12 protein-coding genes are annotated in these 12,591 nt (G+C 45.6%); all 12 read left to right on the top strand.

Features of this window, described 5'->3' with window-relative positions; translation table 11 throughout:
- The first annotated feature begins 142 nt into the window (after positions 1-142).
- The 12 genes from veg (at position 143) to MH117_RS25610 (ending at position 12,300) form a co-directional block, all read left to right on the top strand.
- Positions 143-418: a biofilm formation stimulator Veg gene (gene veg / locus MH117_RS25665; protein WP_028543456.1), complete on the top strand. Its 276-nt coding sequence runs from the start codon at positions 143-145 to the stop codon at positions 416-418.
- Between the two features lie 265 nt (positions 419-683).
- A complete protein-coding gene (locus MH117_RS25660; RefSeq protein WP_239333852.1) occupies positions 684-860 on the top strand; it encodes a small, acid-soluble spore protein, alpha/beta type in 177 nt (58 codons plus the stop codon).
- Between the two features lie 377 nt (positions 861-1,237).
- Positions 1,238-2,092: a 4-(cytidine 5'-diphospho)-2-C-methyl-D-erythritol kinase gene (gene ispE, locus MH117_RS25655; protein ID WP_239333850.1), complete on the top strand. Its 855-nt coding sequence runs from the start codon at positions 1,238-1,240 to the stop codon at positions 2,090-2,092.
- Between the two features lie 132 nt (positions 2,093-2,224).
- The gene (gene purR / locus MH117_RS25650; protein ID WP_239333848.1) at positions 2,225-3,052 is read left to right on the top strand and encodes a pur operon repressor; all 828 of its coding nucleotides are present in this window, start codon (positions 2,225-2,227) and stop codon (positions 3,050-3,052) included.
- Between the two features lie 36 nt (positions 3,053-3,088).
- A complete protein-coding gene (locus tag MH117_RS25645) occupies positions 3,089-3,472 on the top strand; it encodes a RidA family protein (RefSeq protein ID WP_239333846.1) in 384 nt (127 codons plus the stop codon).
- A gap of 138 nt (positions 3,473-3,610) precedes the next feature.
- Positions 3,611-3,895 carry a septation regulator SpoVG gene (gene spoVG, locus MH117_RS25640; protein WP_005545528.1) on the top strand — a complete coding sequence of 95 codons (285 nt, stop codon included), beginning with the start codon at positions 3,611-3,613 and terminating at the stop codon, positions 3,893-3,895.
- A 118-nt stretch (positions 3,896-4,013) separates the two neighbouring features.
- Positions 4,014-5,423 (top strand): bifunctional UDP-N-acetylglucosamine diphosphorylase/glucosamine-1-phosphate N-acetyltransferase GlmU, encoded by a 1,410-nt coding sequence (glmU, locus tag MH117_RS25635; protein WP_275444852.1) that lies wholly within the window; start codon positions 4,014-4,016, stop codon positions 5,421-5,423.
- Positions 5,424-5,523: 100 nt separating this feature from the next.
- Positions 5,524-6,477 (top strand): ribose-phosphate diphosphokinase, encoded by a 954-nt coding sequence (locus MH117_RS25630; protein WP_028543450.1) that lies wholly within the window; start codon positions 5,524-5,526, stop codon positions 6,475-6,477.
- A gap of 144 nt (positions 6,478-6,621) precedes the next feature.
- Positions 6,622-7,182, top strand: coding sequence for an aminoacyl-tRNA hydrolase (gene pth / locus MH117_RS25625; RefSeq protein ID WP_239333844.1), 561 nt, complete (start codon positions 6,622-6,624; stop codon positions 7,180-7,182).
- A 64-nt stretch (positions 7,183-7,246) separates the two neighbouring features.
- Positions 7,247-7,477 carry an anti-sigma-F factor Fin gene (locus MH117_RS25620; RefSeq protein ID WP_239333842.1) on the top strand — a complete coding sequence of 77 codons (231 nt, stop codon included), beginning with the start codon at positions 7,247-7,249 and terminating at the stop codon, positions 7,475-7,477.
- A gap of 259 nt (positions 7,478-7,736) precedes the next feature.
- Positions 7,737-11,264, top strand: coding sequence for a transcription-repair coupling factor (gene mfd, locus MH117_RS25615; protein WP_239333840.1), 3,528 nt, complete (start codon positions 7,737-7,739; stop codon positions 11,262-11,264).
- Positions 11,251-12,300 carry a peptidylprolyl isomerase gene (locus MH117_RS25610; protein ID WP_239333838.1) on the top strand — a complete coding sequence of 350 codons (1,050 nt, stop codon included), beginning with the start codon at positions 11,251-11,253 and terminating at the stop codon, positions 12,298-12,300. The genes mfd and MH117_RS25610 overlap by 14 nt, the downstream gene beginning before the upstream one ends.
- The last annotated feature ends 291 nt before the right edge of the window (positions 12,301-12,591 follow it).

Below are 12,591 nucleotides of genomic sequence, written 5' to 3'. Positions count from 1 at the left end.
ATATAGGTCTTGAATCACATCCTACAAAATTGGGTATAAAAATGAATTGACATGGTTTTAATAATATTGTTATAATTATTTGTTTATTTGACACCTCCCCTTTAATTGTTTATAATGGACAAGGAAAGAGGTGGTAGTTGAAATGGCTAAAAATGCGCTGTTTGAAATACGACGCTGTCTTGAAGCCCATGTTGGACAGAAGATTCTGCTTCGTGCGAATGGAGGCCGTCGCAAGACGATTGAACGCACGGGCGTATTGGAAGAAACCTACCCTTCTGTTTTTGTTGTAAGTTTGGATCAGGAGCAGCAGAATGCCAAGCGTGTCTCCTACAGCTATGCAGATATATTGACCGAGTCGGTAGAAGTTACCGTCTGCGCAGATAACGGCGAGTTGAAGATTGAGTATATTCGCAGTTAATGATGTGATGTAAAGCAGTCCGAGAGGGCTGCTTTTTTGTATTTCTATATTTCTTATGTCAAGCAGGCTTGGAGTGTGATGGAGTCGGCTTTTGTAATGAACTATTGTATTGGGATAGGCAAAGGGTGAATTATAATCCATCCCATTTTTTGTCTGTTTACCTTTGCATGAAGCTCGACATATTGACTAACACTATAATTGCAATGCAATCTCTTCTAACTCTGTCTCCAACTCGATTTGTTAAGCACTATAAGGAGGTACTTATATGAGCCGCAGAAGAAGTGTCATGTCAGAAGAACTAAAGTATGAGTTAGCTAAAGACCTTGGATTCTACGATACGGTTCAAAAAGAGGGTTGGGGATCCATTAAGGCAAAGGATGCCGGCAATATGGTAAAACGCGCGATTCAATTGGCCGAGGAAGCAGCCTCTCGTAAAAATTAAGGATACAGCATGACTTATAAGCGGACCTTTTGACGCCACGCAGGCGCGAGGTTCGCTTTTTATGTTAACGAAGGGAATACAAGCGTGAGCAAAGGGAAATAGCTGATATAACGCCTTTCTTACAGGGCTGCCTTTACAAACCATTCACGAATGACTTGCATGTCATAGTCTGTTATAATAACGAAAGCGATCCGAAGGGTGAGAATAACCTCTATATGAACTTGTTAGAGTTCACAAGGAGGAGCGATTGATAAAGTTAGCCGAGCAGTTGAGCATTGCAGGCTCTGGTGTTTTTATCGCGAATCAGAATGAAGGCATTTTCCTTTCCATCTGCGGATTCTTATATATTCTGATATCGTAAAGAAGGGTGAAAGCCGGTGAAAGTGTATGAGAAGGCACCAGCAAAGATCAATCTAATGCTGGATGTATTGCGTAAGCGAGAAGACGGATTCCACGAAGTTGAAATGGTTATGACGATGGTTGACCTGGCCGATCGACTAGAGATGGAGGAGCTTCCGCGCGACACGATTATTATTTCCAGCCAAGCTGGTTACATACCGTTAGACGAGAAGAATCTGGCCTTTCAGGCTGCAAAGCTGATAAAGGAAAGATACGAAGTTCGACAAGGCGTCTATATTCACTTGGATAAGAAGATACCGGTCGCAGCAGGACTTGCAGGAGGCAGCAGTGATGCCGCAGCCGCTCTGCGCGGCTTGAACCGCCTATGGAGGCTGAATATTTCGGAACAGGAGCTGCAAGCATTAGGCTCAGAATTAGGTTCCGACGTGCCCTTCTGTGTAACAGGCGGAACAGCAATTGCGCGTGGTCGCGGAGAGAAGTTGGAGCACATTTCTAATCCCCCGCAGTGCTGGGTTGTGCTTGCCAAGCCGCCGATTAATGTATCAACGGCTGATGTATACGGGCGTTTCAGAGCTAATCGCATTGAGAAGCATCCATCGCTAGCGAGTATGATAGATGCTATTGAATCTCAATCATTTCATGGGATATGTGAGAACTTAGGGAACGTGCTTGAGGACGTCACGCTGCCGATGCACCCGGAAGTACAGCAATTAAAGGAAGCCATGATTAGACTCGGTGCGGAAGGCGTTTTGATGTCGGGCAGCGGACCGACAGTATTTGGTCTTGTATCTAAGGAGTCGAAGATTGCGCGGATATATAATGGACTGCGTGGCTTCTGCAAAGAAGTGTATGCAGTGCGAATTTTAACATAATATAGAAATAATATGGCTAATTACGAAATATATCGGATATAACAGTCATAATCGTATGGTTTGCCTTGATAATCAACGTACATTGATGTATTATATCCATGATAATATTCGGATTTGAGCGAGGAATAATAGATGAAAAAATTAAAGCGAAGCGCGCGTTTGGTTGAAATGACACAATATCTGATGTCTAAGCCTCACACGCTTATTCCGCTTACCACATTTGCAGAACGTTACGGAGCAGCCAAGTCTTCTATTAGTGAGGATTTGGCTATTATTAAAGAGGTGTGCGAGAGTGAAGAGACGGGGGAGCTGCTGACGCTGGCGGGAGCTGCAGGCGGAGTAAAGTATATTCCGAAGAGCAGTCCGGACAAGGCATTGCCACTTGTGCAAACATTGTGCGCCCAACTAGAACAACCGGATCGGATGCTGCCCGGAGGTTATTATTATATTACCGATATATTAGGGCAGCCAGGTTTGATGAACGATATTGGTCGTATGTTTGCTTCGGCATTTGCCAATCATGATATCGATGTGGTAATGACTGTAGAGACCAAAGGCATTCCAATTGCGTACGCAACTGCAGCACATCTCAATCTGCCTGTTGTATTAGTCAGACGTGACCATGTGGTGACAGAGGGATCCGCGGTGAGTATCAATTACGTATCAGGATCACAGAAAAGCATCCATACGATGACATTGGCTCGTCGTGCGCTGAAGGAACGTTCCCGTGTGCTCGTCGTAGACGACTTTATGCGAGCAGGGGGTACCATTAACGGTATGATTGACTTGCTGCATGAATTTAATGCCACCGTAGCGGGCGTGGGTGTTCTTGTGGAGTCTGAGGACGTATCCAATGATGAACGCTTGCTGCATGACTATGTATCGCTTGTGCGTGTCGGTACGATCGACAGCCGCAACAGGCAGATGTCTGTTAAGCCGGGCAATTATTTTGATAAATAAGCAAGAGTAGACTACTTCTGATCGAGGTGCATCTATATGACAAAGTCAATTGATATTGTATCTACAACGTTTGCTCCACAGGCAATCGGCCCCTATTCACAGGCTGTTACCTTTGGCGAGCTGGTATTAACTTCTGGACAGATTCCTCTTACATCTGACGGTTCCCTCGTTGAGGGCGGGATTGAGGAACAGACGCATCAAGTATTCCAGAACTTAAAGGCTGTACTAGAGGCAGCAGGATCTTCTTTTGATCGTGTTTTAAAGGCTACGGTATTTCTGCAAGACATGAAGCAGTTTGCTCAGGTAAACGCGATTTACGAGACTTACTTCGGAACACATAAGCCTGCTCGATCAACGGTTGAAGTAGCACGATTGCCAAAAGATGTGTTTGTCGAAATTGAGCTAATTGCTACGAAGTAAATCGAACCTTGTCGAAAACGTTTAATTATACAAAAAAGTTCAAAAAAAAGTTGGTTTGTTGGCAAAATAAAGAAGGAATTCAATTGCGCGTGTGGAATTATACACCAAGTCTTGTATGGAAAAAGGTGGTGAACACACGTGCAAATTACTGATGTTAGACTCCGCCGCGTCAACACAGAAGGAAGAATGAAAGCAATCGCATCGATCACAATCGATAACGAATTTGTTGTTCATGATATCCGTGTTATTGACGGCAACAACGGAATGTTTGTGGCTATGCCAAGCAAACGAACGCCAGATGGCGAATTCCGTGACATTGCTCATCCTATTTCTTCCGCAACTCGCGAAAAGATTCAAGCCGCGGTACTGGCTGAATATGAGCGCGCTGCCACAGAAGAGGAAGTTATTGAAGAGGGCGCATAATACGGTAATATTTGGGGTTGCAAAGAAAGAGAGCCAATCATGGGGGGCTCTCTTTTCTTTTTCTCCATAATGAGATATATTCTAGTATGGTAGTAAAGGAAGCAGGAGGTCGGACGCTTTGAAAAGAATGGCCATTGTGCTAGCCGCAGGACAAGGCAAGCGTATGAAGTCAAAACTGTATAAAGTTCTTCATCCCGTTTGCGGAACACCGATGGTTGGACATGTACTGGACGCAGTAGAGCGTGTGGATTCAGAACGCACGGTTGTTGTTGTCGGGCATGGGGCTGAAGCTGTTAAGGGTTACTTGGGAGACCGTGCGGAATTCGTATTACAAGCGGATCAGCTCGGTACCGGACATGCGGTAAAGCAAGCAAAGGCGCTTCTTGGCGGTGAACAAGGTACGACAATTGTGATCTGTGGAGATACGCCTCTCGTGACGTCTGACACCTTGGAACGCCTGATGGAGCTTCATGATCGTGCACAGGCTTCGGCGACGATTTTGACGGCTGAACTGGATAATCCTCATGGGTATGGTCGAATTATTCGAGCAGAAGATGGTTCGGTTTTGAAAATCGTAGAACAGAAAGATGCGACACAAGAAGAACAATTGGTGAGAGAGATCAACACAGGTACTTACTGTTTTGATAATGCGCAATTGTTCGCAGCACTTGAACAAGTGACCAATAACAATGTACAGCAGGAGTACTACCTGACAGATGTTATTAGCATCATGAAAGTGCAGGGAAATGTCGTGCAGGCTTACTGTTCGCCAGACCCTGCTGAATCGATTGGGGTTAATGATCGATTGGCATTGTCTGAAGCAGAGCGATTGATGCGCGAGCGTATTAACAAGCGTCACATGTTAAATGGAGTTACGATTGTCGACCCTATGCAGACCTATATCGAAGCAGCGGTTACGATCGGAGCTGATACAGTGCTTCATCCAGGAACTGTTCTGCGAGGCAGCACAGCGATTGGGGAGGATTGTGTGATCGGACCTCATGTCGAGATTACGGATTCGCGAATCTCGGATCGAGCTGTAATTGCACATTCTGTAGCAAGTAGTGCCAGCGTCGGCCAAGATAGTTCTGTTGGACCATTTGCTTATTTGCGGCCTGGTGCTGATATTGGCCAGGATGTTAAGATCGGCGACTTTGTCGAGATCAAAAATGCTGTCATTGACGATCATTCCAAAGTATCGCATCTAAGTTATATTGGCGATGCGAAAGTGGGCAAGAATGTCAACATTGGCTGCGGTGCGATAACCGTGAACTATGACGGATATAATAAATCCGTTACAGAAATCGGTGATGATGCTTTTATTGGCAGCAACGTAAACCTCATTGCTCCTATTAGCATTGGTAAGGGAGCTTATGTAGTGGCTGGCTCCACGATTACACATCATGTCGCAGACAACGACCTTGCGATAGCTCGCGAGCGCCAGGTGATCAAGCCTGGTTATGCCGAGAAGCTTCGTGGTCGTGCCAAAGCAAAAAAGGAACGTGAAACGCAGCAAGGCGAGCAATAAGCTGCGCGGCTTTATGAATAAAGGATATTAGCTTTACGAGCACGTCGAATCATACAAATAAGAGATGAACTTGAACCAGCACGGAGGGTTAACAACTATTATGACGTATTGTGATTCCAAGCTGAAAATATTCACTTGTAACTCCAATCCGAAGTTAGCACAGCAAATTGCAGACTACATTGGCATTCCTTTGGGTGAATCCAGCACAAAGAGCTTTAGCGACGGAGAAATTCAAATCAACCTGTCTGAAAGCGTACGTGGTTGTGACGTTTACGTCGTGCAATCCACATGTGATCCAGTTAATGACAATCTGATGGAGCTTCTTGTTATGGTCGATGCATTAAAACGTGCATCCGCCAAGAGCATTAATGTCGTTATTCCATACTACGGTTACGCTCGTCAAGACCGCAAAGCGCGTTCCCGTGATCCAATTACGGCTAAGCTTGTGGCTAATTTGATTGAGACAGCGGGTGCACATCGTGTTATCACGATGGACTTGCATGCCACGCAGATTCAAGGTTTCTTTGATATTCCGGTTGACCATATGCTCGGTGTGCCGATCTTGGCACAATATTTCCGATCCAAGAAGATGGAAGATGTTGTTGTTGTATCGCCTGACCATGGTGGCGTGGTACGCGCTCGTAAGTTAGCGGACTTCTTGAATGCACCGCTTGCCATTATCGATAAGCGTCGTCCTGAGCCTAACGTAAGTGAGGTTATGAATATTATCGGTGATATTAAAGGCAAGACGGCTATTATTATTGACGATATTATTGATACAGCGGGCACAATCGTCCTAGGTGCAAATGCATTGGTGGAAGCAGGCGTTAAGGAAGTGTACGCTTGTTGTACGCATCCTGTATTGTCGGGGCCAGCCATGCAACGCTTGGAAGATTCTCCGTTCAAGGAAGTTATCGTTACAGATACGATTCCAGTGAAACATCCGAACCCTTCAAGCAAGCTACGTACGTTGTCTGTCGCTCCGCTTATGGGCGAGGCGATTATCCGTGTACATGAAGAGTTGTCTATCAGCAAATTGTTTGAAATTGAGTAATAGATGAACAGCGAGGAGCAAGAAGCTTTTAAGCTCCCATACAGACGAGGGTTACATCGGCAAGCAAGCGTGCTGCAGATGTAACCCTTATCGGCATTCAGCTTTATTCGGGCTACCGGATGGATGAGGAAGGAGAGAATAACGTTGAAATGGATTGTCGGACTTGGCAACCCAGGTACCAAATACGCGTCAACGCGTCATAATATTGGATTTATGGCTATTGATGCGCTAGCCAACCGATTTGGAATTGATGTGAAAGAAAGCAAATGCAAGGGGCTAATCGGGGAAGGCAAAATAGGTTCGGAAAAAATCGTGCTGATCAAGCCGATGACATATATGAACTTGTCAGGTGAAACGGTTCGCGGTTATATGGACTACTACAAGGCAAGCCTGGAGGACTTTATCGTATTGTATGACGATATGGACACTGAGCTGGGCAAGGTGCGCCTGCGTTACCAAGGAAGCGCAGGTGGCCACAATGGCATTAAGTCAATTATTCAGCATGCCGGAACCCAATCGTTTAATCGTATACGGATGGGCGTATCGCGACCTGCTCCTGGCCGGGATATTGTAGATTATGTGCTGCAGACGTTTGCCAAGGCGGAGCAAGAAGCTGTTGCACAGACGATTGAACGTACTTGCGATGCAGTTGAATTTGCGCTAAGTCATACGTTTGAACAGACAATGGCTAAATTTAACGGATAACAGGCTATGGTTGAATGCTAGCGGGCATACTAGACGGTATATTACTTCGTGAGGAGGCATATACATGTCTGTGAATTATGTCTGCAAGCACTGTCACACGTTAATTGGACGCATTGAAGGAGCCGCTATCGACCAGTCGAGACTCGGTTTTCATATGCTTACGCCAGAAGAACATCGGCATTATGTACGTGTTCATGACAATGGTGATGTGACGGTACGAATGACTTGTGATTATTGTGCAGAGGCATATGATCATAATCCAGAATTAAGCACGTTGACATCACCATTGCAATAGCACGAGTTGAGTTTGCTAGTATATAAGAGGGATCAGCCTTGGCATTTGTGCCGAGGCTGATTTGTGGTCGCGTTATAAAGTTGAAGTGATGTACAGTGATGTACAGCAATATATTTTTGTAGGACCGAGTCTATTTATCGTGTTCATACATTACTTTTTATACAATCGACTTCAATAGAAGTTCTTGTTATGATATCAGACTAGTTATGGATCAATAGAGCGTGTTCATCCTTTGTTGGCCAGAAAGAGGTGCCTGTCCTTGTTAAATGCACTTATGCAAGCTTTATCAGCAGAACGTGATATAGATTCTATCGTAGCGGGCATACGCACCGGTATGAAAGAGCAGCTTGTATCCGGTCTATCGGGTTCTTCCCGACAAGTTATGATGGCCGCGCTGGCGCAAGAGCTGAATCGCCCTGTGCTCGTTGTGACACATAATATGTTTTCAGCACAGAAAGTGACAGAGGACTTGCAGGAATGTCTATCGCCTGATCAGGTGCTGCTGTATCCTGCCAATGAGTTGGTGGCTGCAGAAGCGGCAATATCAAGCCCTGAAGTTATTGCACAGCGAATAGATGCCTTAATCCGGCTAGCGAAGGGCTTTCGTGGTGTTGTCGTGACGCCCTATGCAGGACTACGGCGGTATTTGCCAGCCAGAGAGATTATGGCGGAAGCAGAATATGATGTAGTAGTGGATACCGAGCAGCCTCTTGAAGCGTTTCTCGGGCGTATGGTCGCGCTTGGTTATGAGCGTACGGACCGAGTAGAATCGCGCGGCGAGATGAGTGTTCGAGGCGGGATTGTCGACATTTTCCCTTACACATCCAGTGTACCTTACCGTATTGAGTGGTTTGATGATATGGTAGATTCCATTCGCACCTTTGATCCGACGGATCAACGCTCGATGGATAAGTTGGATCGGCTAACGATTACGCCAGCTAGAGAAATGGTTGCAAATGCAGCCCGATTTGCAAATGCAGCTGATGAAGCGGGCCTTCGCTTAGAGGAGCAGCTAAGCAAAATGAGCGACAGCCAAGTCAAAGAGAAGCTGCGCCAAGAGATTCACCAAGAAATTGACCGCCTTCGGGGGCAGGTGTACTTTAACGATATGTACAAGTACGTAACTTTGCTGCACCCTGAAAAGCATACTTTATACGAATATATGCCCATTGATGCGCTTATGATCGTGGATGAGCCTGCCCGCGTGCTGGAAACAGCGAAGCAGCTTGAACGAGACGAGGCAGAATGGAACACTCATTTGCTGCAGCATGGTAAGACTTTGCCTTCTTTGCCACTTGGTAAGACGTCGGAAGACACTTTGGGCAAGCGTCCGTTCCAGACAGTATTTATGGCATTATTTCTTCGGCAAGTACCGCATACGCAGCCACAGAACATTGTTAATGTAATGTGCAGGACAATGCAGAATTTCCATGGACAAATGAATGTGCTTAAGGCCGAGATGGAACGATGGAAGAAAACAAATGCAAACGTCATCATTCTGGCAAATGGCGAGGAGCGTATTGATCGTGTGCGCCGGGTACTGCAAGATTATCAAATCCCGGAGCCAACCATCATGAAGGGGAACCTTCAAAGTGGGTTTGAGCTGCCTTCCATTCATCTGGTCGTCATTACTGAAGGTGAGATGTTCTCGCAGAAACAGCGTAAAACGGCTCGTCGTTCGGATGCCAAAGTGGACAACGCAGAGCGAATTCGCAGTTATTCAGAGCTTAAAGTGGGCGATTACGTCGTTCATCAAAATCATGGTATTGGGAAGTACATGGGTATTGGCACGCTAGAGATCAATGGTATTCATAAAGACTACCTGCACATCTTGTATGCAGGTGGAGATAAACTGTCTGTACCAGTAGATCAGCTCCATTTGATTCAGAAGTACGTCAGTTCTGAGGAGAAAGAGCCTAAAGTATATAAGCTAGGCGGGACTGAGTGGGCAAAAGTTACAAGCAAGGTTCGTTCTTCGGTTAAAGATATCGCTGATGATTTGATCAAGCTGTATGCGGCAAGACAATCATCTCCAGGGTATGCATTTGAGAAAGATACGCCTGAGCAAACGGAATTCGAAACGATGTTTCCTTATGATGAGACACGGGATCAATTGCGTGCAATAGAAGAAATCAAGCAGGACATGGAGCTTCCACGCCCAATGGATCGCCTCTTGTGCGGCGACGTTGGTTATGGGAAGACGGAAGTTGCCATTCGCGCAGCATTCAAAGCGGCTATCGAAGGCAAGCAGGTAGCTGTCCTTGTCCCAACTACGATTTTGGCGCAGCAGCATTATGAGACGTTTAGAGAGCGTTTTGCAGATTATCCGTTTAACATTCAAGTGCTGAGTCGTTTCCGTTCTCGCAAGGAGCAAAATGAGACGATGAAAGGCTTGAAATCGGGTGTGGTGGATGTGGTCATCGGCACGCATCGCCTGTTATCACAAGATATCGTATTTAAGGACCTCGGCATGCTGATTGTGGATGAAGAGCAGCGGTTTGGCGTAACCCACAAAGAGAAGCTCAAGCGTTTGAAGAACAATGTAGATGTGCTGACGCTTACAGCTACTCCGATTCCGCGGACACTCCATATGTCCATGCTTGGCGTACGCGACTTGTCTGTTATTGAGACACCTCCAGAGAACCGTTTTCCTGTACAAACTTATGTGTTGGAGCATAGCGATACGCTCGTACGAGAAGCGGTGGAGCGTGAACTTGCCCGCGGAGGGCAAGTCTATTACTTATACAATCGGGTGCAGGGCATCCATCAGATGGCCGATCATATCAAGATGCTGGCTCCTGATGCGCGTGTCACGGTTGGACATGGACAGATGTCAGAACAAGAGCTGGAGAAGACCATTTTGGACTTCTTGGATGGAGAGTACGACGTGCTGGTCAGTACCAGCATTATTGAAACAGGTGTAGATATTCCTAACGTGAACACACTGATTGTGCATGATGCGGATAAAATGGGCTTGTCTCAGTTGTATCAGTTGCGTGGCCGTGTAGGACGTTCAAATCGTATAGCTTACGCTTACTTTACGTACCAACGTGATAAAGTGTTAAATGAGGTCGCTGAGAAACGACTTCAATCGATTAAGGAATTCACGGAACTTGGATCAGGGTTTAAGATTGCAATGCGGGACTTGTCCATTCGTGGAGCCGGAAATCTGTTAGGTGCAGAGCAGCATGGATTTATTGCGTCAGTTGGTTTTGATTTATACTCGCAAATGTTGTCTGATGAGGTTGCCAAACGCAAGGCAGAGCTTGATGGAGGCGTCATCGAGGATACACAAGAGTGGACGACATTGATAGACTTGAATATTGATGCCTATTTGCCCGCCGATTATATTTATGATAGTATTCAGAAGATTGAAATATATAAGAAAGTGGCGGGTCTATCCTCTCTAGAAGAGGTGGATGAGCTGCGCGACGAACTGGTTGATCGCTTCGGAGAGCCACCACTTGCTGTATTGCAGCTTCTTGCCGTATCACGTCTTAAATGGTACGCGAAGCAATATGGCATTGAGGCGATGACGCAACGCGGAGATGATGTGTCATTGAAGGTCCATCCGCTTGCTGAATCACGCCTTGACCGTAAGAAGCTTGCTACTCTCGCCACCAACATTGACAGACGTTTTGTCGTAGATAAGAATGCCAGCGGAGCAATCAAGCTTAATGCCCGCGGTTATGATGCCTTACAGCTGTTGATGAAGCTGGAGCAGTTTATGCAAGGGGCGAAAGATGCGATTAAATTGAAGGGAGAACTGCAAGATGTTGCAAAATAATACGAAACGTTCCTGGAAAAGAGTGACCATCCTGCTTACACTAGTGCTTGCACTAACGTTTGTAGCTGCGTGTGGCAATAAAAACGCGAGTGACGATACTGTCGTTGCGACATATGAGGGTGGACAAGTGACACAAGCGCAATTCGACAAAGAATTAGCGAACATGCTGTTCTTTTACCCGGATTATGCGCAATTAATTGAGATGGATGATTTCCGTCAATATTTTATTAAGCAGCAGATTGCTTATCTGTACTTGGCAGAGAAAGCACCTGACAAGTCAAAACAAGAAGGTGCCAAACGAGCAGATGAACAAATCGCCGGTATTAAAAAACAGGTTGGCGATGATCAGTTTAAGAAGATGCTTGAAGCACAAAAGCTAACAGAAGATGATGTAAAGACGTATATGAATCGTATACTTACTGTAGTAGCGGATTATAACGCAAAAGTAACGGACGAGCAGGTTAAAGCACAGTTCGGAAAAGATAAAACAGACTTTACAACGGCGTCCGTTCGTCATGTACTGATCGGCTTTAAAGATAAGAATCAAAAAGACCGCAAGAAGGAAGATGCTCTGAAGCTTGCCAAAGACGTTCAAGATCGCCTGAAGAAGGGTGAAGACTTTGCCAAGCTGGCGAAAGAGCTCTCTGATGATACAGGTTCAGCTGAGAATGGTGGCTTGTATAAAGACGTTGCTGTAAGCAAATGGGTAAAAGAATTTAAGGAAGCAGCTTTGACACTGCCGTTGAACCAGATCTCTGATCCTGTTGAGACGGAATATGGCTACCATGTCATGAAAGTAGAGAACCGTACAGATAAGACTTTCGACAAGCTTACACAAGTCGAAAAGGATACGCTGCGTACGAAAGCAGCAACTGAACTGATGAATACTTTCATGGAAAAGGACTTGGAGAAGATCATCAAGAAGATTGACTTGCCTAAGACCGAGAAGAAGGAAGAAGAGAAGCCGGCAGATAAGAAAGAAACAGACAAGCCTGCAACTCCAAAGGAAGAACCTAAGACGGAAACTGGGAAATAATAGAGAACAATTTAAACAGCCTTCTATCGCGTTGCGGCAGGGGCTGTTTTTTATTTCGAGTTGTGGCAGCAAGAGAGCTGTTAAAGAGGGGAAGACATCATCCGTAGCCATAACATCTTCTTAAAAAGGAGGCTTTTAGTCACTGTCAGAGGACTTTCCGTTATTTCGCGGCTGAAACTTACAAGAAAAAGTGTCCATTTTGGGAAAACACAAGAAAAAGGGTGTACAAGCCATCGGAGAATCAGTAATATGCTAGAAGTGGACAGAATGAATTCTTATTTTCTGAGATAT

The organism is Paenibacillus sp. ACRRX (assembly GCF_022346885.1).
Taxonomy (GTDB): Bacteria; Bacillota; Bacilli; order Paenibacillales; family Paenibacillaceae; genus Paenibacillus_B.
Note: the sequence above shows the minus strand (reverse complement) of the source record. Positions and strands in the feature narration are given on the sequence as shown.